19 protein-coding genes and 1 other RNA gene are annotated in these 24,673 nt (G+C 73.6%); 12 read left to right on the top strand and 8 right to left on the bottom strand.

All coding sequences use genetic code 11. The features are described 5' to 3' along the window. Window position 1: 1 nt before the first annotated feature. The 5 genes from IF27_RS31470 to IF27_RS06555 all read right to left on the bottom strand — a co-directional run bounded on the left by IF27_RS31470 (window position 2) and on the right by IF27_RS06555 (window position 8,863). Window positions 2–2,164, bottom strand: a complete 2,163-nt coding sequence (locus tag IF27_RS31470; RefSeq protein ID WP_263053832.1) for a bifunctional glycosyltransferase/CDP-glycerol:glycerophosphate glycerophosphotransferase — start codon at window positions 2,162–2,164, stop codon at window positions 2–4. Between the two features lie 181 nt (window positions 2,165–2,345). Beyond that, the gene (locus IF27_RS06570; protein WP_052848386.1) at window positions 2,346–3,272 is read right to left on the bottom strand and encodes a carbohydrate ABC transporter permease; all 927 of its coding nucleotides are present in this window, start codon (window positions 3,270–3,272) and stop codon (window positions 2,346–2,348) included. Beyond that, window positions 3,269–4,564: a carbohydrate ABC transporter permease gene (locus IF27_RS06565; RefSeq protein WP_052848385.1), complete on the bottom strand. Its 1,296-nt coding sequence runs from the start codon at window positions 4,562–4,564 to the stop codon at window positions 3,269–3,271. The genes IF27_RS06570 and IF27_RS06565 overlap by 4 nt, the downstream gene beginning before the upstream one ends. 105 nt (window positions 4,565–4,669) lie before the next feature. Next, on the bottom strand, window positions 4,670–6,040 hold the full coding sequence (locus IF27_RS06560) for an ABC transporter substrate-binding protein (RefSeq protein ID WP_052848384.1): 1,371 nt from the start codon (window positions 6,038–6,040) through the stop codon (window positions 4,670–4,672). Window positions 6,041–6,241: 201 nt separating this feature from the next. Next, entirely contained in the window at window positions 6,242–8,863 is a 2,622-nt protein-coding gene (locus IF27_RS06555) for an FHA domain-containing protein (RefSeq protein ID WP_052848383.1), read from the bottom strand. Between the two features lie 390 nt (window positions 8,864–9,253). Here IF27_RS06555 and IF27_RS06550 point away from each other — a divergent pair, with 390 nt between their 5' ends. From IF27_RS06550 to IF27_RS06535, 4 genes are all read left to right on the top strand, one after another. Next, the gene (locus IF27_RS06550) at window positions 9,254–11,008 is read left to right on the top strand and encodes a serine/threonine-protein kinase (RefSeq protein WP_052848382.1); all 1,755 of its coding nucleotides are present in this window, start codon (window positions 9,254–9,256) and stop codon (window positions 11,006–11,008) included. 115 nt (window positions 11,009–11,123) lie between these two features. Next, entirely contained in the window at window positions 11,124–12,389 is a 1,266-nt protein-coding gene (locus IF27_RS06545) for a serine/threonine-protein kinase (RefSeq protein ID WP_052848381.1), read from the top strand. Window positions 12,390–12,418: 29 nt separating this feature from the next. Next, window positions 12,419–13,525 carry a peptide chain release factor 2 gene (gene prfB, locus IF27_RS06540; RefSeq protein WP_052848380.1) on the top strand — a complete coding sequence of 369 codons (1,107 nt, stop codon included), beginning with the start codon at window positions 12,419–12,421 and terminating at the stop codon, window positions 13,523–13,525. Between the two features lie 232 nt (window positions 13,526–13,757). After that, window positions 13,758–14,564, top strand: a complete 807-nt coding sequence (locus IF27_RS06535; RefSeq protein WP_110945595.1) for an LPXTG cell wall anchor domain-containing protein — start codon at window positions 13,758–13,760, stop codon at window positions 14,562–14,564. A gap of 109 nt (window positions 14,565–14,673) precedes the next feature. On the opposite strand, the gene IF27_RS06530 is transcribed toward IF27_RS06535, so the two are convergent. Continuing rightward, window positions 14,674–14,871 carry a hypothetical protein gene (locus IF27_RS06530; protein ID WP_052848378.1) on the bottom strand — a complete coding sequence of 66 codons (198 nt, stop codon included), beginning with the start codon at window positions 14,869–14,871 and terminating at the stop codon, window positions 14,674–14,676. 274 nt (window positions 14,872–15,145) lie between these two features. Here IF27_RS06530 and ftsE point away from each other — a divergent pair, with 274 nt between their 5' ends. The 6 genes from ftsE to IF27_RS06505 all read left to right on the top strand — a co-directional run bounded on the left by ftsE (window position 15,146) and on the right by IF27_RS06505 (window position 20,985). Continuing rightward, a complete protein-coding gene (ftsE, locus tag IF27_RS06525) occupies window positions 15,146–15,835 on the top strand; it encodes a cell division ATP-binding protein FtsE (protein WP_052848377.1) in 690 nt (229 codons plus the stop codon). A 21-nt stretch (window positions 15,836–15,856) separates the two neighbouring features. Next, window positions 15,857–16,765 (top strand): permease-like cell division protein FtsX, encoded by a 909-nt coding sequence (gene ftsX / locus IF27_RS06520; RefSeq protein WP_052848376.1) that lies wholly within the window; start codon window positions 15,857–15,859, stop codon window positions 16,763–16,765. Window positions 16,766–16,845: 80 nt separating this feature from the next. Continuing rightward, entirely contained in the window at window positions 16,846–17,946 is a 1,101-nt protein-coding gene (locus IF27_RS06515) for a S41 family peptidase (RefSeq protein WP_052848375.1), read from the top strand. A 70-nt stretch (window positions 17,947–18,016) separates the two neighbouring features. Further along, window positions 18,017–18,496, top strand: a complete 480-nt coding sequence (smpB, locus tag IF27_RS06510) for an SsrA-binding protein SmpB (protein WP_052848374.1) — start codon at window positions 18,017–18,019, stop codon at window positions 18,494–18,496. An 87-nt stretch (window positions 18,497–18,583) separates the two neighbouring features. Beyond that, window positions 18,584–18,953, top strand: a transfer-messenger RNA (tmRNA) gene (gene ssrA, locus IF27_RS29980). Window positions 18,954–19,053: 100 nt separating this feature from the next. Further along, the gene (locus tag IF27_RS06505; protein WP_110945594.1) at window positions 19,054–20,985 is read left to right on the top strand and encodes a penicillin-binding transpeptidase domain-containing protein; all 1,932 of its coding nucleotides are present in this window, start codon (window positions 19,054–19,056) and stop codon (window positions 20,983–20,985) included. 50 nt (window positions 20,986–21,035) lie between these two features. On the opposite strand, the gene IF27_RS06500 is transcribed toward IF27_RS06505, so the two are convergent. After that, entirely contained in the window at window positions 21,036–22,019 is a 984-nt protein-coding gene (locus tag IF27_RS06500) for a helix-turn-helix transcriptional regulator (RefSeq protein ID WP_052848372.1), read from the bottom strand. Window positions 22,020–22,030: 11 nt separating this feature from the next. Then, entirely contained in the window at window positions 22,031–23,011 is a 981-nt protein-coding gene (locus IF27_RS06495) for a helix-turn-helix transcriptional regulator (RefSeq protein ID WP_052848371.1), read from the bottom strand. 160 nt (window positions 23,012–23,171) lie between these two features. Between IF27_RS06495 and IF27_RS31785 the strand changes: the two genes are divergently transcribed. Then, window positions 23,172–23,300: a hypothetical protein gene (locus IF27_RS31785; RefSeq protein WP_263053831.1), complete on the top strand. Its 129-nt coding sequence runs from the start codon at window positions 23,172–23,174 to the stop codon at window positions 23,298–23,300. A 42-nt stretch (window positions 23,301–23,342) separates the two neighbouring features. Beyond that, the gene (locus IF27_RS06490) at window positions 23,343–24,608 is read left to right on the top strand and encodes an ATP-grasp domain-containing protein (protein ID WP_052848370.1); all 1,266 of its coding nucleotides are present in this window, start codon (window positions 23,343–23,345) and stop codon (window positions 24,606–24,608) included. Window positions 24,609–24,673 lie beyond the last annotated feature (65 nt).

Raw genomic sequence — 24,673 nt, 5'->3', positions numbered from 1 at the left:
GTCATACCTCCAGGAACTCGCGCGGAATGCGGCCCTGCGCGGACGGCCGCCGGGGGGCGGCCACCGCGACCGCGCCCGGGACGGGGCGGCGGGCCTTGGCGGGGATGACGGGCGGCACGTCCCGGCCGTCGAGGAAGAACGTGCGCACGACGCGCTCGGCGGCGAGCCCGTCGTCGTAGGGGCAGAAGCGCTGCCGGAACGCGGCCCGCCGTGCGGCGAGCCCCGGGTCGGTCCACAGGCGGGGGTCGGTGAGGACGGCGGTCAGTTCGGCGGCCGTGCGGGTGACCGGCCCTGGGGCGGCGGCGGGCAGGTCGAAGTAGGCGCCGTGCACCGTGCGGTACGTCTCCCAGTCGTCGGCGTGGACGACGACGGGCCGGTCGAGCGCCGCGTAGTCGAACAGCACGGGCGCGTAGTCCGTGACCAGCGCGTCCGCCGCGAGGCACTGTTCCTCCAGCGCGTCGTCCGTCGCGGCGAGCAGCCGGAAGCGCGGGCCCAGGGCGCGGGCGAGGAGCGCGAGGTCCAGCGGGGAGCGTCGCCTGGCGGCGTACGCGCGCGGCGCGGGTGCGTAGAGGACGGCGAGCACGCCGTCGGGTACGCCGAGGCGGGCGCGGGCGCGCAGCACGTCGGCGACGCTCGCGGTGTGGAAGACGTCGGCGCGGGGGGAGCCGTACTCCAGCGTGACGAAGTCGGCCGGGTAGGCGGCCTCCCAGGCGAGGGTGGAGTGGCGGTTGGCGGAGAGGCAGTAGTCCCAGGTGTCGATCTGCCGCAGCAGCCGGGGCACGTCGCGCACCGGGGTGTCCAGGCCGCGGTGGGCGAGGGGGGTGCCCTGGTGCGTCTGGAGGCGCAGTTGCCCGGGGCGGTCGGCGAGGACGTCGGGGAAGCCGCTGTTGCTGACGAGGTAGCGGGCGCGGGCGAGCGCGGACCAGTACGCGGCGGTGCCGGGCGTCAGGCGCCGTACGCCGTGGGGCAGGGTCTGGCCGGGGCCTGCGACCCAGGCCGTGCGGATGCCGGTGGCCAGTTCGCGCAGCTTCGCCTCGATGGCGGCCGGGTGGCAGCCGTACCGGCCGCCGCGTCCCGCGGTGAACACGGCGAGGTGCGTGTCGAGCGGCAGCCGGAGCTGGCAGCGGTAGTGCGCCCGCAGGGCCAGCGCGCGCACCGCGCGGACCGCGCCGCGTGCGGTGGCCCGCAGCCGTCCGCCGAGGCGCTGGAGCGCGGACGCGAGCCGGAACGCGCGGCGCGCCCCGAGCCGGAAGAGGACGTGCGCCCCGCCCTGCCTGGCCCCCAGCGCCGTGGCCCCGGCCGCCGTGCGGTGGCGTCTGCACAGGGCGGCGCTGCGGCGGAAGAAGTCGGGGCGCACGTCGGCGGGCAGCAGGCCGGGGGTGCGGTGGACGGCGCTGAGGTGTTCGGCCATGCGCCGGTAGAGCGCCGCGCGCCAGCGGGGGGACGGCAGCAGGGCGAAGGCGCGTTCGTACTGCTCGACGAGGTCGGCGTGGCCGGGGCCCGGGCCGTGCGTACGGCCGCCCCGGCGGCGGGCGCGGTGGTGCAGGCAGACGCGGTCCAGGACGGCGATGCTCTCGGCGGCGATCAGCGCCGGGTAGGCGAAGGGGATGTCCTGGTGGTGGCCGGGCGGGAAGCGCAGGTCGCGCCGGAGCAGGAAGTCGCGGCGGTACGCGCGGCCCCATGCCGTGGGGGGCAGCCGCAGGAGGGAGGGGCGGGCGGTGAGGGGGCCGACGTCGGGGCCGCGCCGTGCGAGGAGGTCGGCGGGGAGCCCGGGGGTGAGGGTGCCGTCGAAGGACAGGACGGCGTGGTCCGTGACGAGGAGCTGCGGGTGCCCCGTGGCGTCGAGGTGGGCGGCGACGGCGGTCAGCGCGCCGGGCGTGAGGGTGTCGTCGCCGTCGAGGAAGAGGACGTAGTCGCCCGTGGCGCGCTCCAGGGCCGTGTTCCTGGCCGGTCCCGGGCCCTCGGTGCGCGCGTGGCGCAGTCCGGTGACGCGGGCGTCGGCGGCGGCGAACTCGGCGATGATCTCGCCGCACGCGTCGGGCGACGCGTCGTCCACGACGAGCAGTTCGACGTCGGCGAAGTCCTGTGCGAGGACGGACGTGAGGCAGGCGGGGAGATACGCCTGCACCTGGTAGGCGGGCACGATGATGCTGAAGCGGGGCACGGCACCACATCCACGGGGCGGCATATCGGATGACCAATGACCATCCGACAATCTCTCTTCGATGCCGCCGCGCCGGGGACGCCGGAAGTGTCGCGGCCCCGATCCGTCCGTTCGGAGCAGCACGAGGGGCCGGGCCCGGCGGTCGCCCGCCGGGCCCGGCCCCGTTCCGCCGCCGCGCGGCCTACTTCACGGCGCCGGACATCATCCCGGCCACGAACTGCCGCTGGAACGCGAAGAAGATCGCCAGCGGGATGACCATCGTGAGGAACGCGCCCGGCGCGAGCACGTCGAAGTTGCTGCCGAACTGCCGCATCTCCTGCTGGAGCGCGACCGTCATCGGCGGCGAGCCCGAGTCGGCGAAGATCAGCGCCACCAGCATGTCGTTCCACACCCACATGAACTGGAAGATGCCGAGCGCCGCGATCGCCGGGCCGGCCAGCGGCAGCACCACCCGGGTGAACAGCCGCAGCTCGCCCGCGCCGTCCAGCTTCGCCGCCTCCAGCAGCTCGCGCGGTATCTCGGCGAAGAAGTTCCGCAGCAGGAAGATGGCGAACGGCAGGCCGAACGCGGAGTGGAACAGGACGACGCCGAGCGTCGTCTCGAAGATCCCCAGCGTGTTGAACAGCCGCGCCACGGGGATCAGCGCCACCTGCACCGGCACCACCAGCAGCGCCACCACCAGCAGGAACCACCAGTCGCGCCCGGGGAAGTCCAGCCACGCGAACGCGTACGCGGCCAGTGCCCCCAGGATGATCACCAGCCCGGTCGCGGGCACGGTGATCAGCACCGTCGTCCACACCGAGTCGGTGAACGTGTCGTTGCTCAGCAGCGCGTCGTAGTTGCCGACCGTCCACTGCCCCGGGTCGGTCAGCGTCTCCCACCAGCCGGACGAGGCGATGTCCCGCGAGTCGCGGAACGAGGACACGAGCAGCCCGGCGGTCGGCAGCAGCCAGACCACCGCCAGGATCACCAGCACCACCCGCACCGCGCCGCTCGCGGCGAACGCGGCGGCCCGGGAGGCCAGGGAACGCCGGGGCGGCCCCGCGGCGCCGTCCGCCGCCGTGCCCGTCGGTTCCGGTTCTTTCGCCGTCAGGGTCGTCGCGCTCACCGCTGGTTCTCCCGTCGCAGCCTTCTCAGGTTGAAGAACATCACCGGCAGCACCAGGAGCAGCAGGAGCACCGCGATGGCGCTGCCCACCCCCTGGTCGCCGCCCGTGCCGAAGGACTCCAGGTAGAGCTGGAGCGCCAGCACATTGGCGTCACCCTGGCTGGAGCTGGGCGGGATGACGTACACGAGGTCGAAGATCTTCAGCACGTTGATCATCAGCGTCACCATCACCACCGCCAGCAGCGGGGCGAGGAGCGGGACGGTGATGCGGCGGAAGACCTGCCACTCGTTCGCGCCGTCCACGCGGGCGGCCTCCAGCGTCTCGCGTGGCACCCCGGCGAGGCCCGCGGCGATGAGGACCATCGCGAACCCGGCCCACATCCAGACGTACGACCCGATGATCGCGGGCGTCACCAGGTTGGGCCCCAGCCACTCGGCGCCGTTGTACGGGGCGGTGAAGCTGTCCGCCGCCAGCCGCAGCTGCGCGCCGTCCGCCTCGGCGGGGAGGGTGAACGTGCCGTCGTCGCCCGTCGTCGCGTCGGCGACGACCTCGCCGTCCCGCACGGCCTCCACCGTGATCCCGGCGAGTGCCTTCTCCTCCGGGTCGATGGTGTCGGGGGTGCCGCCGCCCCGCGTGAAGTCCATCCACACGGTGCCGGTCACCGCCGCCGGGTCGCCCGACGGCGCGGCGGCGACCGCCGCGCCCTCCAGCTCGGGCTGCGGCACCGCCACCAGCGGCAGCAGCACCGGCTGCCCCGCGGACACCGGCGTCTCCAGGAGGAACGAGCCGTCCTCCTGCGCCGTGATCGGCCCGTCGGGGCGCGGCTCGGCGTCAGGCCAGGACGAGTCGCCGGAGAACGCGTCGTGCACGGTGGTCAGCACCGCGTTGGCGAGGCCGCGGTCCGGGTCCTGCTCGTAGACGAGCCGGAAGATGATGCCGGCCGCCAGCATGGAGATGGCCATCGGCATGAAGATGATCAGCTTGAATGCGGTGGCCCAGCGGATACGTTCCGTCAGGACCGCGAAGATCAGGCCGAGTCCGGTCGCCACGGTGGGGGCGACCACGATCCATATGAGGTTGTTGCGCAGTGCGTGCCGGATCGAGTCGTCCGTGAACAACTGGGTGAAGTTGTCCAGGCCGACGAACCCGTCGCCCGACGCGTCGAAGAGACTGCGCCAGACCGAGTACGCGATGGGGTAGACGACCAGTGCGCCGAGGAGCAGCAGCGCGGGCAGCAGGAAGCACGCGACGGCCCAGGGCCGGGCTCTGATCACCGCCTTGCCGGATGCCATGGGATGTCAGTCTCCGTCCGTCGAAGAGGGAACAGCGGTGGGGGAGCACCGCGGCGGGGGGCCGCGGTGACGGGCCGCGGCGAGGCGCCGCGGGGGGACGAGCCGTCAGCCGCCGTAGGCGTCGGCGGCCTGGGACTCCAGGTACTCCTGGGCCCCCTGGACGTCGGACGGGTCGCGCAGGAAGTTCTGGAGGCCCTGCCACATGCCCTGGCCGGTGGTGCCGCCGAAGTCGGCCGGGGTCTGGTCCGACAGGTCGAACCTGAAGTCGTCGCCCGCGGCGATCAGGGCCTCGGCGATGCCGCGTTGCGTCTCGTTGGGGTAGGCGTCGAGGTCGAGCGACCTGTTGGGCGAGACGTAGCCGCCCGGCTCGGCCCAGATCCACGCCGCGTCCGTCGAGGCGAGGAAGGCGAGCAGCGCCTGCTGCGCCTCGCTGGCCTCGCCGTCCGGCGCGACGGCGACGGCCGCGTCACCCGCGCTGACGACCGGCGCGTCCCCGCCGCCCACGGCGGGGAACGGGAAGACGCGCGCGTCCTCGCCGATCACGGCGTCGGTGCTGTCGGTGATGACGGCGCCGACGAAGTCCGCCTCGAAGACCATCCCGGCGGCGGGGGTCTCCAGGTCGGTGAACGTCTGGGTGACCGAGGTCGGGAAGTCCGTCTGGAGCGCGCCGCTCGCGCCGCCCACCAGCAGCCGTTCCTCGCCGAAGACCTGCGCCAGCGCCGTCAGCGCGTCGGTGACGCTCGGGTCGGTCCACGGGATGTCGTGGGCGATCAGCCGGTCGTACATCTCGGGGCCCGACTGGGAGAGGTAGATGTTCTCGAACCAGTCGGTGAGCGTCCAGCCGTCGCCGCCCGCCACGGACAGCGGCGTCGTGCCCGACTCCCACAGCGTCCAGGACGTGTCCACGAACGCGTCCCAGTCCTCTGGCACGGAGACCCCGGCGTACTCGAACGCCGTGTCGCTGTACCAGACCAGCGACTTGTTGGCCGCCTTCACGTAGACGCCGTACTGCACGCCGTCGCGGGCGGCGATGTCCTGCCAGCCCTGCGTGTAGTTGGCGTCGAGCTGTTCCTGCACGAGGTCACCGACCGGGGCTATCCAGCCCTGTTCCGCGAACTCCTGGAGCACGCCAGGCTGCGGGACCATCACGATGTCAGGCGGCGAGCCGCCCTCGATCTTGGTGCCGACGAACTGCGAGACGTTGTCGCCGCTCGGCACGAAGCTCACCGAGGCGCCGGTCCGCGCCTCGAACTCGTCGAGCACGCGCAGGAAGTTGTCCCGTTCCGCGCCTGTCCACACGGCCGAGACCTCAAGCGACTCACCGCTGAGGTCCGGCAGTTCGATCGTCGCCGGGCGTTCGCTCCCGGCCTCGTCCTCCTCCGCGCTGCACGCCGACAGCGTCAGCGCGGTCACCGCGACCGTCACCGCCGTCGCACGGAAGACCCTCCGCCGGGAAACCCGGCCCGAACCGCGCATGCGCACCGCCTCACCCCATTTGGTACGGCAAACGCCCCTACAGCGCAGGGAGTGCAACGCCGCACGTCCTGATCACTGAGGTCTACGCCCGTGCATCTGTACGGGCAAGACCACGGAGCGTGTCACCAGCCGTTTGTGATGCGGCTGTTACCCGCCATCGGGGCGACGGAACGCAGATTTTCCGATCATGTACCGACCTGATCAGACGAGGCTCGCCGTCGCCGAACGGTCGGAGTCCGCGGCGCGGGACGCGGCACTGGCGAGCAGGGCGATGTCGGTGGGACCGTTGCCCAGTTCGCGGACGGGACGACGCGTCGGCGGGTCGCCCTCGCGGGCCCAGTCGAGGGGGGTCACGGTCGGCCGCGCGGTCGCGGTCCTCGGGATGCGCCCGGTGACCCGCCCGGCCTGGAACGGCGCGGCCCCGCCGGGGCGGCGCACCTCGCCCCGTCCGGCGGGCGCTCCTGTCATGGCCACCGATATGCCCCCGCCCGGCGCCACGGGGCCGCCCACCACGACCAGCCGCACCCCGAGCCGCCCGCCCTCGGCGGCCACCGCGTCCAGCACGCGCACCACGGACCCGGCCGCCTGCCGCCCCGGCGCGCCGAGAGGCGGCGCGAGCAGCGCGTCGAAGTCGTCCACGAGCACGACGAGCCACGGCAGCGGGTCGCTCCCCGGCGCGAGCACGGGCGGCCCCTCCGGCGCGGGCAGCGTCTCGTCCCCGGCGGCGCGCGGCGCGTGCACCCGGCCGACGCGCCCCCGTACGGCGCCGAAGTCCGCCTCGCCGAGCAGCGCGGCCCGGCGCTTCAGCTCGGCGCGCAGGGCCTGGGCGAACGCCCGCATGCGCACCGGGTCGGTGGCCCCGAGGTACGTCGCGACGTGCGGCAGCTCCGCGCCGGGCCGCAGGCCCTCGCCCGCGCCCTCGACGAGCAGCAGCGACAGGTCGCGCGGCCCCCGTGCGGTGGCGAGGGAGGCGGCGAGCGTGCTCAGCAGCTCGGTACGTCCGCTCCCCGGGTCGCCCGTGATGGTCAACGGGCCCTTCAGCGCGGCCAGATCGACCGCCACCCGGCCGTGCGGTCCGGCGCCGAGGACGGCCGTGAGCCCGTCGCGGCCCGTCCAGCGTTCGCGCAGCGTGCCCGGCGTGACGCGCGACAGCTCCAGCACGTCGAGGAGGCGGCAGGTGTCAGGCAGCGCCGCCGCCCGCGCGGGCGCGGGCACCCCGCCGGAGCCCGGCTCCTCGGCGACCGGAGCCAAGGCGCGCGCGAACCGTTCCGCCCAGGCGACGGACACCGCGTCCGCGCCCGCCGGGGGGCCGGCCTCGCCGTCGGGCCCGACGACGCGCAGCGACGTGGCCACCGCGCCGCTGAGCAGCACGGACGTGCCGCACGCCGCGAACACGGCGGACGCGGAACGCGCCGTGGCCAGCGACCGCGCGACCGGCGAGGCGGGCGTGGCCGAGGCCGCCTCGGTGAGCGCCACGACGTGCACGCCCGACGCCGCGCCCCCGGCGGCGAGCCGGGTGAGCGCCGCGACGGTGGCCGGGGGCGTGCCGGGGCCGCAGTCGGCCAGCACGACCGTCCGCGCCCCGCCGGGCGGCAGCGGCCTGCCCGGCAGGTCGGCGAGCTCGCGCAGCCGGGCGGCGGCCTGTTCCGCGTCGAAGGCGAGGAGGAGGCGGCAGTCCTGCCCGCGCGTGGGCCGCGTGTGGGGCAGCCAGCCGAGCCAGGACCAGTCGGCGGCCCTGCCGGGCGCGACGACGACGATCTCCAGCGCGCCCGGCGCGTGGAACGCCGCGAGCTGGGCGAGGACGGCGCGCGCCACGCCCGTCACGCGGGCGCGCGGCCCGGCGAGCCCGAGCGAGCCGGTGGCGGCCAGGTCGATGGTGACGGGCGGCAGCGCCCGCGACGGGCGGTGGACCGTGCCGACGCGGACGTGCAGCGTGTCCCGGTGCCCCGGCGCCCGCTCCCACAGCCGGGGGCCGCGGTCCAGGGCGGTGAGGAGCACGGTCGCGGGGTCGGGCCAGCGGGTCTCCGCGTCGGCGTCCGCGCCGCCGGGGGCGTACGTGGGCTGCGCCGGTGCGCCGGGGTCCGCCGCGAGTTCGTCCCAGCGGGGCACGCGGCGGGTGCCCGTGTCGTTCCCCGGCTGCCGACCGCGCGCCCAGTTGCCGAGGCCGCGCCGCGTGGGGCGCCGTCCGTCCTCGTCGGAGGAGGGCTCCTCCTCGGGCGGGGGCGCCGGGTGGAGCCCGGGGGCGGCCTCCCGCCCGCCGTCCGCGACGACGCGCAGCGCCGTCTCGCCGAGCCGCAGGACGGCGCCGGGCGGCACGGGCACCGGGCCGCCGGGCACGGGACGGCCGTCGAGCAGCGTGCCGTTCGTCGATCCGGTGTCGGTCACCGTCACCGAGCCGTCGGGGCCCACCCACAGCGAGCAGTGCGCCCGGGAGATGTCGGGGTCGTCGAGGGGGACGTCGGCCTGCGCCGATCTGCCGATCCGCACCTCGCCGCCGCGCAGCAGGTGGACGCCGCCCGCGTCGGGGCCCGCCGCCACCAGCAGCGTGGCCGGGACGGGTTCGCGGCGCGCGGACTCCTGGGGGCGGTGGAAGGAGAGCACCGCGCCGTCCACCAGCGGCGGTTCGCCGAGCACGGTGCGGCGCGGGTCGAGGCGCCGGTCCTCGCAGAAGACGGCGCCGGGCGCCGCCGAGCCGGGGGACACCGCGCCCGCCAGGCCGCCGAGCACCGTTTCGAGCGGGGTCCCGGTGGGGGCGGCGATCCGTACGTCGGCGCCGCCCGAGCCGTCACCGGGCCACACGGTCACCCTGATCTGAATCGGCATCGGCCCTCCCGGTCAGCTCACCAGCCCGGCGCTCCCGTGACCGCCTCGACTGCGGTCGCATCGGATGCTGATGCTGAAAGCATCCTCGCACCCGCCACGGACGGTGCGCCCCGCCGCTGACCCTTAACGATCTTGATTAGCTATTTCTGACCGGAACTGATCGGTGGGCGGGGCGATCACGGTCCGGCGAACCGGTCGTTCCCGCCTCTTCCGGGCCACCCCCGTCCGAAGCCGCCCCCGCCGCCGACGACCGGCCCGCGCGGGAAACCGTACGGGCGTCTCCCCGCGTCCTCCTTGACGCCGCCCGCCGTGTCACACACACGTTCGTGGCCCGGGGCGGCCCCACTAGAGTGGGGAACTCGGGTCCCTACACAGCACCAGGGAGCGCACGTGCGGCCGGTAGGCAGCAAGTACCTGCTCGAAGAGCCGCTCGGACGCGGCGCCACAGGCACCGTCTGGCTCGGCCGCCAGCGCCAGGCCGCCGGGGACGAGGCCGCCGTCACGGGCGAGGCGGGCGAACGCGTCGCCGTCAAGGTCCTCAAGGAGGAGCTGGCCGCCGACCCCGACGTCGTGATGCGCTTCATGCGCGAGCGCGCCGTCCTGCTGCGCCTCGGCGGCGACAGCCACCAGAACATCGTCCGCACCCGCGACCTGGTCGTGGAGGGCGACGTCATCGCCCTGGTCATGGACCTCATCGACGGCCCCGACCTGCACCGCTACCTGTACGAGAACGGGCCCTTCAGCCCCGTGGGCGCCGCGCTCCTCACCGCCCAGATCGCCGACGCCCTCGCCGCCGCGCACGCCAAGGGCATCGTCCACCGCGACCTGAAGCCCGCCAACGTCCTCCTCGCGGGCGCCGAGCAGCGCACCGACCCGCCAGGACCGCCCACCACACCGCGCCCCATGCGCCCGATGCTGACCGACTTCGGCATCGCCAGGCTCGCGGACTCGCCCGGTGTCACGCGCGCCCACGAGTTCGTCGGCACCCCGTCCTACGTCGCGCCCGAGTCCGCCGAGGGCAGGCAGCAGACCTCCGCCGTGGACATCTACGCCGCGGGCATCGTCCTGTACGAACTCCTCACCGGCCAGCCGCCGTTCGGCGGCGGCAGCACCCTTGAGGTCCTGCGCCGCCACCTCAGCGACGAGCCCCGCCGCCCCGACGGGCTGCCAGGACCGCTGTGGACCGTCATCGAGTGCTGCCTGCGCAAGAACCCGGCCGAGCGCCCCAGCGCCGCCGGGCTCGCCCGCGCGCTGCGCACCGTCGCCGCGGGCATCGCCGACCACGCGGGCACCGAGGAGCGCGACGCCGCCCTCGGCGTGACGGCCCTCCTCGTGCCGGACGCGCGCCCCGTGAAGGTCCCCGGCACCGGCATCTCGCCCCCCGGCTCCGCCGAGCCCACCCAGGCACTCCCCGGCGGCTCCGGCGGCGGCCAGGGCGCCGCCGACCCGTTCGCCAGGACCAGCGTCCTGCCCCAGCGCGACGGCGGCGACGACCTCGGCAGCACCCGCGCCCTGCCCACGCCCGGCACGCCCGAGCCCGACACCCCGCACCCCTGGCAGGACCAGATGCGGGCCGCCAGGGACCGCAACGAGCCCACGCGCGTGCAGCGCGCCGAGCCGTACGACCCGCTCCAGCGCGCGCCCCGGCGCCAGCCCCAGCAGCGCCCGGCGCCGCCGCCCCAGCCGCAGCAGGGGTACGCGTACCCGCCGCAGCAGCAGCCGCAGCCCCCGCAGCAGGACTACCGCAAGCCGCAGCCGCCGCCCTATGCGCAGCAGCCCTATCAGCAGCAGTACCAGCAGCCCTACCGCCAGCCCGTCCCGCCCCAGCAGCCGGTGCCGCCGCGGCGGCAGGACGACCGCAGGGACGACGCCTCCCGTGATCGCGGACGGTCACGCAGCGCGAACCCCATGCGCATTCCCGGGCTCGGCTGCCTCAAGGGCTGTCTCTTCGTGATCGTGATCCTTGTGGTCATCGCATTTCTCGTGTGGAACTTCACACCGCTCCAGGACTGGATTGCGGACGGCCGGAGTTTCTGGGACACGGTCACCGACTGGTTCGACGAACTGCGCGAAGCGCTCGGCCTGATCGAGGAAGCGAACCAGAACGTCGAGGACATCCAGGAGAACATCCCGAATAGCCAATGACGTCGGGGATTTATCGACTTCCGCGCGGAGAATTTCGCCGGGGCATGCCTATAAAACCGGGCAATCCTGGCGTGCTTGTCCGCGCGGCGCCCGGCGCTCGTCGTAGCCTCACGCCATGGCACGGAACATCGGCGGCGTCTACACCGCCCACCGCGTCCTGGGGCGCGGCAGCGCCGGAACGGTCTGGCTCGGGGACGGGCCGGACGGCCCCGTGGCCATCAAGCTGCTGCGCGAGGACCTGGCGGCCGACCCCGAGCTGGCCGAACGGTTCGCCCACGAACGGCACGCGCTGCTCGGTCTCGAACACCCGAACATCGTCGGCGTCCGCGACCTGATCGTCGGCGACCCCGCGGACGCCGGGGCGGGCCCCGACGAGCGCATCGCCCTCGTCATGGACCTCGTGCGCGGCCCCGACCTGCGCGGCCACCTCGAACGCGAGCGCAGGCTCGCGCCCCTGGAGGCCGTCACCATCGTCGCGGGCATCGCCTCGGGCCTCGCCGTCGCGCACGCGGCGGGGATCGTCCACCGCGACGTCAAGCCGGAGAACATCCTGCTCGACATCCGCGACGGCGCCACCACCGCGCTCCTCACCGACTTCGGCGTGGCCAAGCTCATCGACGAGCCGCGCCACGGCGGCCGGTCGGGCGTCGTCGGCACCCCCGACTACATGGCCCCCGAGATCGTCGAGGGCCTGCCCCCGCGCGCCGCCGTGGACATCTACGCGCTGGTCACCGTCCTGTACGAGCTGCTGGCCGGGTTCACGCCCTTCGGCGGCGGCCACCCGGGCGCCGTCCTGCGCCGTCAGGTCACCGAGAAGGCCGCGGAACTGCCCGGGCTGCCCCGGGAGTTGTCCGAGCTGATCCAGCAGTGCCTGGCCAAGGCCCCCGCCTCCAGGCTCCGGGCGGCCGAGCTGGCGTCCCGGCTGCGCGAGCTGACGCCCCTGCTCACCGGCCTGCCGCCGCTCGACATCGGCGACCCGGACGCGGACGAGTCCGCCCCGGCGCCCGAGCCCGTCGCGGCGGGCGCCCGGCGCGAGCCGGGGCCCGCCCGCGCGGCCGTCCCGCTCGTCAGGGGCGCCGCGCCGGACGACGAGCGGATCACCCACACCCGCATGCGCGTCCCCGACGCCGACGAGCTGGCGGGCGGCGCCCACGGCACCGCGCGCGCCCCCCGGGCCGCTGGCACACGCCGGGCGGGCGCCGCGCGGCGCGGCGCGGGCGACCGCAGGCGCCGCCTGGCGCTCACGGCGGCGGGCGTGGCCGTGGCCGGTGCGATCGGCGGCTGGCTGCTCCTGTCCGGCGGCTCGGGCGACGACAACGGCGCGCCCCCCGGCGGCGCTCCCGCCGTCGTCGAGGGGAACGAGGCCCCGGCCACCCGCTGACCCCGGCGCCCAGCGGTTACGCTGGTCGCGTGGCAGTCGTCGATGTTTCCGAAGTTCTGAAGTCCCTGCGCTCCACCATGGAGTCGATCGAGGCCGTCCTCGACCTGGGCAGGATGAAGGCCGAGGTGGCTTCGCTTGAGGAGCAGGCCGCCGCTCCCACGCTGTGGGACGACCCCGACAGCGCGCAGCTCGTCACCAGCAAGCTCTCGCTGCTCCAGGGCCAGGTCACCAAGATCGAGGAACTGCACGGGCGCATCGACGACCTGGAGGTCCTGTTCGAGCTGGCCGAGGCGGAGGACGACGCGGACACGCGGCGCGAGGCCGAGGCCGAGCTGACGTCGGTGCGCAGGGCCGTGGACGAGCTGGAGGTCCGCACGCTGCTCTCCGGCGAGTACGACCAGCGCGAGGCCATGATCTCCATCCGCGCCGAGGCCGGTGGCGTGGACGCGGCCGACTTCGCCGAGCAGCTCCAGCGCATGTACCTGCGCTGGGCCGAGCGCCGGGGCTACGCGACCGAGATCCTCGACACCTCGTACGCGGAGGAGGCGGGCATCAAGTCCACGACCTTCGCCGTCAAGGCGCCGTACGCGTACGGCACCCTCTCCGTCGAGCAGGGCACCCACCGCATGGTGCGCATCTCGCCCTTCGACAACCAGGGCCGCCGCCAGACGTCGTTCGCCGGTGTCGAGGTCCTGCCGGTGGTCGAGCAGACCGACCACATCGACGTCCCGGAGAACGACATCCGGGTGGACGTCTTCCGCTCCTCGGGGCCCGGCGGGCAGTCCGTCAACACGACCGACTCCGCCGTGCGCATCACGCACCTGCCGACCGGGATCGTCGTCTCCTGTCAGAACGAGAAGTCGCAGATCCAGAACCGCGCGGCGGCGATGCGCGTCCTCCAGTCGAGGCTGCTGGCCCATCAGCGGGCGCAGGAGCAGGCGAAGATGGACGCGCTCAAGGGCGACGGCGGCAACTCCTGGGGCAACCAGATGCGCAGCTATGTTCTTCAGCCGTACCAGATGGTCAAGGATCTGCGGACGGATCACGAAGTCGGAAACCCGCAGGGTGTTTTGGACGGGGATATCGACGACTTCCTGGACGCCGGAATCCGGTGGCGGAAACAGCAGGACAGGTAACCTTCACGCAACTTTCATGCCCCACCCGGAATTTACCGGACATCCCGCTTGACGCGGGTGCGTTCAACGGGAAGGCTGATCGCCTGGCATGCCTCTGTGATCCGGGGTCGTGTGGAGCGCCAGGGGCGAGTGAAGGTTACGGAATCCCCACACCGCCATCCTCCCTGCGCCAGGCTGCCCCGTATCCCACGGAATGATGTCAGCTCCAACAGCTACAGGGGGTAGTGGATACATGGCCAGTCCCAAGACGAGGGCCAACATGGCGCGCGTCGCCGCAGCCGCCGTCTTCGCCGCGGGCGCCTCGCTCGCCGTCGTCGGCACGGCTTCGGCCGAGAACCCGACCTCACGGGCCGAGTCCGAGAGCAGCGTCCTCGGCCTCACCGAGGGCACGGACGGCTCGGTCCTCGGCCTCACCGAGGGTGCGACCGACGAGGGCGCCACTGACGAGGGTGCCACGGACGAGGGCGCGACCGACGAAGGTGCGACCGACGAGGGCGCCACTGACGAAGGTGCGACCGACGAGGGCGCGACCGACGAGGGTGCCACGGACGAGGGCGCGACCGACGAAGGTGCGACCGACGAGGGCGCCACTGACGAGGGTGCCACGGACGAGGGCGCGACCGACGAAGGTGCCACGGACGAGGGCGCCACTGACGAAGGTGCGACCGACGAGGGCGCGACCGACGAAGGTGCCACGGACGAGGGTTCCTCGGACGGCCCCGGCACTCCCGGGGGCGGCAACGGGGGCAACGGTGGCAACGGCGGCCCGCAGGGCGTGAACGAGGGCGGCAGCAACGGCGGCCTCGAACCCGACAACCAGGGCGCCGGCAACCCGATCGAGCAGCCCGCGCCGGACGAGGACCTCACCGAGCAGCAGACGGTCGGCGGTCAGGAGCGCGACGAGCTGGCCGAGACCGGCGCGTCGATGAACCAGACGCTGCTCTTCATCGGTGCCGCGACGATGATCGCGGGCGGCGTGGCGTTCCGCTACCTGCCCCGTCTGATCACCAAGGGCGGCGGCGGCGCGGCGGCTGCCTGACGGCACCCCGCGACGCGTACCGCGCGCACAGCGTGAAGGGCCCGGAGCGATCGCTCCGGGCCCTTCCGTGTTCTCCCGTCCTGCCGACCGTCCCACGTACGGACGCGGCTCAGGCCGGTCGCGCCACCAGCAGACAGACGGCGACCAGCGCCAGCAGCAGGGCCGCGAGCCCCGCAGGTCCGCCCAGGGAGGCCCAGGAACCGCGCTCGGCGTCCCGCAGCCGGGCCCGCTCGGCGCGGCAGACCGCGCACCTGCCCTCGCTCACCCGCCCCGCGCAGTTCGCGCACACCAGCCAGTCGGCGGTCATGCGATCGTCTCCTCTCGTGTCCCCCTCGCCCTCCACTCTGCCAGGAGGCGGCCGGAAACGCAGAAGCCCGGCCCGCACTGTGACGTAACCCCGACCCGCCGCGCCCCGGCGGACGAGCGGGGCGGGAGCGGCGCGTACGCGTGACGGCGCGCCCGGTGACCGGACAAAGGGGATGCGACGGGACGCTGCCTGCGGACGGGGCGCCGGTTCGCGTAGGGTCTGCCCCAGCAAGGGGGAGCCCCTCGCATGTACCCCATAACGACATGGTGTAACCGTGATCCGATTCGACAACGTGTCCAAGACGTATCCCCGGCAGAACGCGCCGGCGTTGCGGGACGTCTCCCTGGAGGTCGAGCGCGGCGAGTTCGTCTTCCTGGTGGGTTCCTCCGGCTCGGGCAAGTCCACGTTCCTGCGGCTCCTGCTGCGCGAGGAGCGGGCCTCGACCGGCTCGGTCCACGTCCTCGGCAAGGACCTCGGCCGGCTGTCCAACTGGAAGGTGCCCCAGGTGCGGCGCCAGTTGGGCACGGTCTTCCAGGACTTCCGGCTGCTGCCCAACAAGACGGTCGGCGAGAACGTCGCGTTCGCCCTGGAGGTCATCGGCCGCCCGCGCGGCCAGATCCGCAAGACCGTGCCCGAGGTGCTCGACCTGGTCGGCCTCGGCGGCAAGGAGGAGCGGATGCCGGGCGAGCTGTCCGGCGGTGAGCAGCAACGCGTCGCCATCGCGCGCGCGTTCGTCAACCGCCCGATGCTGCTGATCGCCGACGAGCCGACGGGCAACCTCGACCCGCAGACGTCGGTGGGCATCATGAAGCTGCTCGACCGCATCAACAGAACCGGCACGACCGTGGTGATGGCGACCCACGACGCGCAGATCGTGGACCAGATGCGCAAGCGCGTGATCGAGCTGGAGAAGGGCCGTCTCGTCCGCGACCAGCAGCGCGGCGTCTACGGCTACCAGCACTGACTCATCCACGGAAAGGACGCCATGCGCGCCCACTTCGTCCTGTCGGAGATCGGTGTCGGTCTCCGCCGGAACCTCACCATGACCTTCGCGGTGATCGTCTCGGTCGCCCTGTCCCTGTCGCTGCTCGGCGGCGCCCTGCTGGCTCGCCAGCAGGTGGACAGCATGAAGGACTACTGGTACGACAAGGTCGAGGTCTCGATATTCCTCTGCAGCGAGCTGGACGCCGACTCGCCCGCCTGTCGGCGCGGCGCCGTCACCCAGGAGCAGAAGGACCAGATCGAGGCCGAGCTGACCGAGTTCGACATCGTCGAGGACGTGCACTACGAGTCCGCGGCCGAGGCGTACCAGCACTACGAGGAGCAGCAGGCCGACTCGCCGCTCGCCGCCGTCGTCACGGCGGAGCAGATGCAGGAGTCGTTCCGCGTCGCCCTGTTCGACCCGACGCAGTACGACGTGATCTCCTCGGCGTTCGCCGGGCGTGACGGCGTCTACGAGGTCGTCGATCAGCGCTCGCAGCTGGAGAACCTCTTCAACCTGCTGAACGGCGTCAACTACGCGGCGCTCGGCCTCATGGCGCTGATGCTCGTCGTCGCGCTGCTGCTGATCGTCAACACGGTGCGTGTGTCGGCGTTCAGCAGGCGTCGTGAGACGGGGATCATGCGGCTGGTCGGCGCGTCCGGCCTGTACATCCAGATGCCGTTCATCCTGGAGGCGGCGATCGCGGGCGTGCTCGGGGCCCTGTTCGCCTGCGTGTTGATAGTGGGCGTCAAGTACTTCGCGATCAACAACTTCCTGGCGCAGGAGATCCCGCTGATCGAGTTCATCGGCTGGGACGCCGTGCTCGGTGTGTTGCCGATGGTGCTGGTGGTCGGGGCGTTCATGCCCTCGGTGGCGGCGTTCTTCGCGCTGCGCAAGTACCTGAAGGTGTGATCGGGGCGCGCCCGGCCGCCCGCCGCACGGGGGCGCGGGGACTCCCGTGAGCCCCGGGGGCGTGGCCTACACTCCGCAGCATGTCCCGTGCGAGCCACAGTCGTTCGCCCCACTCCGTACGGCGTGGGGCGACCCTGGCAGGTGTCTTCCTCGGCGTCCTGGTGACCGGCGCGGCCACCGGCTCCTGGCCGGAGAGCGCGGCGCGCGGCGCCGACGCCCCGGTCGCGGACGCCGAGCTGCTGGTGAACCGCAGCGGTGACCGCTGGGCCTCCGCGTACTCGCCCGAGGAGTACGAGCGGCTGCGGCACGCGCTGGCCGGTGAGTACGTCGGCACCGGCATAGCGGTCGTCCGCACCGCGGCGGGCCGCGTCGAGGTGAGCGAGGTCCACGCGGACAGCCCGGCCGAGCGGGCGGGCGTCCTGGCAGGGGACACGCTGCGGACGGTGGACGGCGTGCCGGTGGACGGCCGGGCCGTCACCGACACCGTCGCGCGGCTGCGCGGCAGCGACGAGCCGTCCGCCGCGGGCCCCGGCTCGACGGTGCGCGTCGGTCTCGAACGGGACGGGCGCCACTGGTCGGCCGTCGTGGCGCGGGCCAGGCTGACCACCGAGCCGGTGTCCGTCAGCCGCGACGCCCCCGGCGTGACCCGCGTGCGCGTCGCCTCCTTCACGCAGGGCACCGCCGAGCTGCTGCGCGACGCCGTCGCGTCCGCGCCCGCGGGGGACGGGCTGGTCCTCGACCTGCGGGGCAACGCGGGCGGTCTTCTCACGGAGGCGGCGGGCGCCGCGTCCGTCTTCCTCGACGGCGGCCTGGTCGCCACGTACGACGTCCACGGCGAGCAGCGCGCCCTGCACGCCGAGCCCGGCGGGGACACCAGGACGCCGCTCGTGGTCCTGGTGGACGGCGGGACGATGAGTTCTGCCGAGCTGGTGACCGGCGCGCTCCAGGACCGCGGCCGTGCGGTCGTCGTCGGCGGGCGGACCTTCGGCAAGGGCACGGTGCAGATGCCGAGCGTCCAGCCGGACGGCTCGGTCGCCGAGCTGACCGTGGGCCACTACGCGACGCCCTCGGGGCGTGTCGTGGACGAGGACGGCCTCGTGCCCGATCTGGTGGTCGGTCCTGGCGAGGACGCGCAGGAGAGCGCGGGCACGGTCCTCGGCGGGCTGGCGGGAAGTCGTTAGCGCCCACCGCGGGGGCCCGGTTTACTGGGCCGCCGCACCGTTGTCGTACCCGACGTAGACTTGGCAGGCCATGGCAAAGGAAAAGGGTCGGAAGCTGATCGCGCAGCACAAGCGCGCGCGGCACGACTATCACATTCTGGATACGTACGAGTGCGGTCTGGTACTGACCGGCACCGAGGTGAAGTCCCTGCGGCAGGGGCGCGCGTCCCTGGTGGACGGCTTCGCGCAGATCGACGGCGGCGAGGTCTGGCTGCACAACGTCCACATCCCCGAGTACACGCAGGGCACGTGGACCAACCACAGCGCCCGTCGTCGGCGCAAGCTGCTGCTGCACCGCTCGGAGATCGACAAGCTGGTCGGCAAGACGCAGGAGAGCGGCCTCACGCTCGTGCCGATCGCCCTGTACTTCAAGGACGGCCGGGCGAAGCTGGAGCTGGCGCTCGCGCGCGGCAAGCGGGAGTACGACAAGCGGCAGACGCTCCGCGAGAAGCAGGACCGCCGTGAGTCGGACCGCGCGATCTCCGCGGCCCGCCGCCGCCAGCGCGCGTGACGTATGATGGAGGGACGGGACACGTCCCGTGCCGTACCGCAGGACAACTCAACAGGGTGTTGGCACAGAGGCTTCAGCGTCATCCCAGGGGATGATCGGTTTCGACAGCGGATGTCGGAGCAGGGGAAGCGAGCCGAGGAAGCGGCAATGATCTCGTTAACCATGTGTCGCAAAAAAATAATCGCCAATAACAAGCGCGATTCCTTCACCCTCGCTGCCTGAGCAGCGAGTGTGAGGTGTCAGCCCGGGAGTGTTCCCGGCCCGGGTACTGGCATCAGCCAGGGGACTCACCGCACGTTCCGGTCACGGGAGCGGCGCGGGACATTTCACAGTGACTGAGCCCGTCGGAGACTTGTCCGCGTGATCTCCGGGGCCGAGAAAATCGCAGCGGACTGCGCTCGGAGAAGCCCTCCTCTCTCTTCGTTGGACGCGGGTTCGATTCCCGCCATCTCCACTCTCTGTGCCCGCACTTCGTCAGCCCCGACCCGGTTCTCCGGGCCGGGGCTGACGCGTCGGGGGGCATGGGCCCCGGCCGGGACGGGCGGTAGGGTCTCGCCATGGGGAACGACGCAGTGGGGTGGGACACCGACAGACGGCCGGGCAGCTGGCGGACGTACCGGACAAAGGTCATAGCGGGGGCGGTCGCCGTCACCCTCCTCGCCGTGGGCGCGGTCCTGCTGCTGCGCGGCGGTGACGAGGACGACGGCTCGGACGAGGCGGTCGCGCAGGCGCGGGCGTTCCTCGACGCCTGGGCGGCCGGTGACCCGGCGCAGGCCGCCACCCACACCGACGACCCCGAGGCCGCCAGGTCCCTGCTGGAGTCCGTGGCCCAGTATCTGCGCCCCGAGAGCGCCGAGTTCACGCTCACCGGGGATCCCGCCGAGGCCGAGGGCGCCGACGTGCCCGCCGGGTCGCTGACGGTCCCCTTCACCGCCACCTTCACGCTGGAGGGCGTGGGGGAGTGGAGTTACGAGTCCGCCGCCGTCGTCCAGCCCGACACGGAGTCGGGGGAGGACGCCTGGACCGTCGCCTGGGCGTCCGGGCTCGTCCACCCCCGGCTCGAAGAGGGCCAGACCCTCGTCCTGTCCGTGGACGAACCGCAGCGCGCGCCCATACTCGCGGCGGACGGCAGCCAGCTCGCCGGACCCGCCACCGTCTGGAACGTCAGCATCTGGCCCGCCCTGCTCAGCGACCCCGAGGCCGCCTGGGCGGCGCTCGACGGCCTGGAGGCGGGCATCGACACCGACGCGCTGGCCGAGCGCGTCGAGGCGGCAGAACCCGACCAGGCACTGGACGTCATCACGCTGCGCGACGCGGCGTTCCGTGACGCGGAGGACGCGCTGCGGGCCGTCGAGGGCCTCCAGTTCGAGGAGGGCACCAGGCCCCTGGCGTTCGCCGCCCGGCCCTTGGTCGGCGGGCTCGACCCGGAGTCGGGGGCGGGGGCCTCCGGCCTCCAGGAGCGGTACGACGAACAGCTCGCCGGGTCCCCGTCGGCCGCCGTCGTCATCGCCGAGCGCGCGTCGGGCGCGGCCGTGGACACGCTCTTCACCCAGGAGGGCGGGGAGTCAGGGGCGCCGGTGCGCACCACGATCGACCCGGCCGTGCAGCGCGCCGCCGAGGAGGCGCTCGCCGCGGTGGACCGCGCGGGCTCGATAGTGGCGCTGCGGCCCTCGACGGGCGAGGTCCTGGCGGCGGCCGACTGGCCGGAGGACGCGTTCAACCGCTCCTTCCAGGGTCAGTTGGCGCCAGGATCGACCTTCAAGGTCGTCACGGCCGCCGCGCTCATCGAGGGCGGCACCGCCCCGGGCGACGTGCTCGGCTGCCCGCAGACCGTCACCGTGGACGGCCAGCCGTTCGAGAACCAGGGCCGCTTCGAACTCGGCCCCGACACCACCCTGCACGACGCCTTCACCGCCTCCTGCAACACCGCCTTCATCGGCAACCGTGACCGCGTCGATCCCGAGGCCCTGGTGCGCACGGCCGAGGCGTTCGGCATCGGCGGCGAGTGGAGCGTCGGCGCCACCAGCTTCGACGGCAGCGTGCCCCTGCCCGAAGGCGACAACGCGCTCGCCGCCGCGCTGATCGGCCAAGGGCAGGTCCAGGCCAGCCCGTTGGTCATGGCCTCGGTCGCCGCGACGGTGGCGGACGGCACGTTCCGCCAGCCGCTGCTGGTGCCCGACGCGGTGGAGCAGCCGTACGAGGCGCCCTCCCAGCTCGCCGAGGGGACCGTCGAGGCGCTGCGCACCCTGATGCGGGACACGGTGACCGAGGGCAGCGCCTCGGCGCTCGCCGGTGTCGCCGGTGCGCCCGCCGCCAAGACGGGCACGGCGGAGTTCGACGCGGACGGGGACGGCGAGACGTCCACCAACGCCTGGATGATCGGCTTCCTCGGCGAGGACGACCTCGCGTTCGCCGTCGTGCTGGAGGACGGGGGCTCCGGCGGCTCGGACGCGGGTCCGGTCGCCGCCGACTTCCTGAACGCGCTGTGAGACGGCGCCAGGACGCCCCGTGAGGCGGCCGGGGCCCCGGCCCCGGCCGCTCAGGCCAGCCAGCCGCGCAGCGCGGCCAGGGCCCCGGCCTGGAAGCGGTTGGACGCGTCGAGCCGCGCCATGAGCCGCGCGACGGTCCGGCTCACCGACCGCTGCGACAGCCCGAGGCTGCGCGCGATCTCGTCGTTCGTCCGCCCCGCCGCCATCAGCAGCAGGACCTCGCGCTCGGTGCCGACCGGCTCGGGGCCGCCCGCCTCCTCCGTCTCGCCGAAGTCCGTCCCGTCCGCCCAGCACAGGTCGAACAGCTGGCACAGGAAGCGCAGCACCGCCGGGTCACGCACGATCGCCACCCCCGCCTGCGCCCGCAGCGGGTCGAGGGGCAGCACCGTGCACTCGCGGTCGTAGATCTGCATCCGGGCCGGGAGCGTGCTGCTCGTGCGGACCTGGGCGCCCGCCAGGCCGAGGCGCTGCATGTACTGGAGCGTCGCGCGGTGGCGGCGCGCCGTGTGCTGGAAAAGTGCCCTGATCTCCACGCGCCGCGCCCGCAGCGCCAGGTCGAGCGGCAGGGCCGCCCTGATGGCCACCTCGCTCTGCCCGCCGCCCGGCACGAGGACGTCCAGGCAGCGCACGCAGTTGCGCGCCAGGTCGTCGATGACGGCGCGGATGTTGTCGATGCCCTCCACGATCTCGATGCTGCTGCGGGCCGAGCGCATGCCCCTGGCCTCCAGGTAGTCACCCGAGAGCGCGAGCAGCTGCTCGCGGGTGGCGGCCATGGCGATGCGCCGCTGGAGTATGCCCTGTTCCGCCGGTGCGAGCAGGTTCTCCGCCGCGCTCTCCGGGTTGATCGCCACCCAGCCGCCGCCCGGTGAGCGCTGGAGCAGGCCGAGGGCGAGCAGCCGCCCCTCCGCGCGCGCGGTCTCCTCGGGCGCGAGCCCGGCGCGGGCGGCCAACTGCCCCAGGCCGTCCGTCGGATGCGTGACCCGCAGCTGGTAGACGCGGACGGTGACGGCGTCCAGCTCCCGTTCCCCGTGCATCGGCAGACCCCTCAGGAGAGCCAGCCGCTCTGCGCGGCGCGGACCCCGGCCTGGAAGCGGCTGTCCGCCTCCAGACGCTCCATCAGGCGCGCGACGATCCGGCTGACCGACCGCGGCGACATGCCCAGTTGGTGCGCTATCGCCTCGTCCTTCTTGCCCGCCGCCATCAGCAGCAGCACCTCACGCTCCACGCCGGTCGGCTCCGGGCCCGCCTTCTGCTCGTCCTCCGCGAAGTCCAGCGCCCGGTCCCAGTAGTGCTCGAAGAGCTGCTTCAGGAACTTGAGGACGGCAGGATCGCGCACCAGGGCACCCCCGGCGGCGGTGTCCAGCGGGTCGAGCGGCAGCACGGCGCACTCGTCGTAGATGAGCATCCGCGTCGGCAGCACGCTGGTGCTGCGCACCTGGCCGCCCGCGCCCGCGAGCGTCGCGGCGTAGACGGCCGTCGCGCGGTGCGTCCGCGCGGTGTGCTGGAAGAGGGAGCGGATGCGGATGCCGCGGGAGAGGAGTTCGAGGTCCACGGCGACGGCCGCGCGCAGCGACGCGTCGGACTGCGCGCCGCCGGGGACCAGCGCGTCGAGCGACTTGGCGCAGGTGCGGCCGAGGTCGTCGATGACGGCGCGGATGTTGTCGATGCCCTCGACGATCTCGATGCTGCTCTTGGCCGACCGCAGGCTGCGGGCCTCCAGGTAGTCGCCGGAGAGCGCGTGCAGCCGGGCGCGGGTGGCGGCCATCGCTATCCGGCGCTCCAGGATGTCCTGCTCCATGGGCGCGAGCAGGGCGTCGGCGGCGCTCTCGGGGCTGATGGCGACCCGGCCGCCGCTCGGCGACGGGCGCAGCAGCCCCAGCTCGGCCAGTCGGGACTCCGCGAGGACGACGTCCTCGACCGGCAGATCCGCGCGGACCGCGATACGTTCGACCGGATCCGTGGGATGGATGACGCGGAGTCGGTAGACTCGGGCAGCCGCTGCGTCTATTTTGCCGGTTTCGCTCACGCTCTTCTTCCTCGAACGACGCCGGCCAGCCCCTTGGCGTCAACTTGACAGGCGAGATGATGCCACAGCGACTCTATCGACTTCGCTGTGAAAGCTCGTGAGAGTGATTGCGCCAGCATGCCACTCATGTTCGCCGATGTGGACACGGAAGAGGGATCCCGTGAAGAAGTTTGCTCTGAGTCTCGCCGCCGCCTTCCTGGTCGTGGCAGCGTCCTCCGGGATCGCCGCGGCGGACGAGGCCACCGAGTCCGGCACGGACGTCAGCCCCACCGGCAGCGTCTGGGACTGACGGGCCGCCCCCACCGGGACGAAGGACGAAGGAGGCGGCACGATGACGCCCCAGGCCCCCCTGGCGGTTCTGCTCAGTCCGCGCCGCGCGGTCGTCCTGGCCGCGCGCCGGGTCGGCGCCCGCACACTCGTCCTCGCCCCCGACCTGTCGTCACCGTCCGTCCGGGAGGCCGTCGCCGCGGCCGACTCCGCCCTCACCGTCGAGTGGCGCGACCATCCCCGGCTGATGATGGCCATCGGTCATCTCGCCCATCTCCCGGCCGTGGCGTCGGTCTTCGGGTTCACCGAGACCAGTGCCCTGGCCGCGGCGCGGGCCAACGAGGCCCTGCGGCTGCCGGGCAACCCCCATGCGGCCGTCGCGTATCTGACGGACAAGGCCACCCTGCGGGCCAAGGTCAACCAGCTCACCGGTGCCCCCGTCCGGTTCGAGCGGTGCGACCATGCCGCCCATGTGGTCCCCACCGCGGAGCGCGTCGGCTTCCCGTGCGTGGCCAAGCCACGCACCGGTTCCGGCGGCCAGGACGTCCACCTGCTGCGTGACGCGGCGGACGCGGCGCTCCTGGCCGCCGAACTGAACCCCGAACCGGCCCTGATCGTCGAGGAGTTCCTCGAAGGACCCGAGTACAGCGTCGAGGCGCACTCGCGGGCCGGGGTCCACACCGTCCTGGCGATCACACGGATCCACCCGCCGGGCGCCGGGCCCGACGCGGGCGGGCACGACCTGCCCGCCGTCCTCGACCCGGCCACCGCGGCGGAGATCCACGCGCTGGTGCAGTGCACGCTGGGCGCCGCCGGACAGCGCAGCGGCCCGTCGCAGACGGAGGTCGTCGTCACGGCGCACGGCCCCCGGCTCATCGAGTCGCACGCGCACCCGGGCGACGAGTGCGTCGCCGAGCTGCTGGCGGCGACCGGTACGGACGTCCACGCCCTCACCGTCGCCTCGGCGCTGGGCCTGCCCCGGCCGCCGGGACCGCCGCCGTCCGCCGCCGCCCGGCACGCCGGGGTGCGGTTCCTGCGGCTGCCCCCCGGGCTGCTCACCGCCGTGGACGGCCTGGAGGAGGCGCGGGCGCTGCCCGGCGTCACCGGCGTGGAGATCGGGGTCCCCGTCGGCAGCCATGTTCCGGAGACCACCAGCCGGGTCGCCGGACATGGCCGCGTGACGGTCGTCGCGGACAGCCCGCACGAACGGGACGCGCTGCTGCGCAAGGCGCTCGGCGCGCTGCGGCCGGTCGTCGTGCCCGAGCCGCTGTCCCTGCGGGAGACGGGCCTGCGGAACCCGGTGAAGGAGGAGGAGCACTCTGCCGCCTGACCTGTTCCCCGAGCTGGTCCTCCCGAGGACCCCGGCCCCACGGACAGATCTGCTCCTCCCCCTTC

It is taken from the genome of Streptomyces avicenniae (genome assembly GCF_000719135.1).
GTDB classification, from domain to species: Bacteria; Actinomycetota; Actinomycetes; order Streptomycetales; family Streptomycetaceae; genus Streptomyces; species Streptomyces avicenniae.
This window is presented reverse-complemented; position numbering and strand designations above follow the sequence as displayed.

Coding starts and splice junctions, on each gene's coding strand:
- IF27_RS06565 (WP_052848385.1), bottom strand. CDS start 4,564: ATGGCATCCGGCAAGGCGGTGATCAGAGCCCGGCCCTGGGCCGTCGCG.
- IF27_RS06560 (WP_052848384.1), bottom strand. CDS start 6,040: ATGCGCGGTTCGGGCCGGGTTTCCCGGCGGAGGGTCTTCCGTGCGACG.
- IF27_RS06515 (WP_052848375.1), top strand. CDS start 16,846: ATGTCCCGTGCGAGCCACAGTCGTTCGCCCCACTCCGTACGGCGTGGG.
- IF27_RS06555 (WP_052848383.1), bottom strand. CDS start 8,863: ATGCCGATTCAGATCAGGGTGACCGTGTGGCCCGGTGACGGCTCGGGC.
- IF27_RS06535 (WP_110945595.1), top strand. CDS start 13,758: ATGGCCAGTCCCAAGACGAGGGCCAACATGGCGCGCGTCGCCGCAGCC.
- ftsX (WP_052848376.1), top strand. CDS start 15,857: ATGCGCGCCCACTTCGTCCTGTCGGAGATCGGTGTCGGTCTCCGCCGG.
- IF27_RS06500 (WP_052848372.1), bottom strand. CDS start 22,019: ATGCACGGGGAACGGGAGCTGGACGCCGTCACCGTCCGCGTCTACCAG.
- IF27_RS06490 (WP_052848370.1), top strand. CDS start 23,343: ATGACGCCCCAGGCCCCCCTGGCGGTTCTGCTCAGTCCGCGCCGCGCG.
- IF27_RS06505 (WP_110945594.1), top strand. CDS start 19,054: ATGGGGAACGACGCAGTGGGGTGGGACACCGACAGACGGCCGGGCAGC.
- IF27_RS06530 (WP_052848378.1), bottom strand. CDS start 14,871: ATGACCGCCGACTGGCTGGTGTGCGCGAACTGCGCGGGGCGGGTGAGC.
- smpB (WP_052848374.1), top strand. CDS start 18,017: ATGGCAAAGGAAAAGGGTCGGAAGCTGATCGCGCAGCACAAGCGCGCG.
- IF27_RS06545 (WP_052848381.1), top strand. CDS start 11,124: ATGGCACGGAACATCGGCGGCGTCTACACCGCCCACCGCGTCCTGGGG.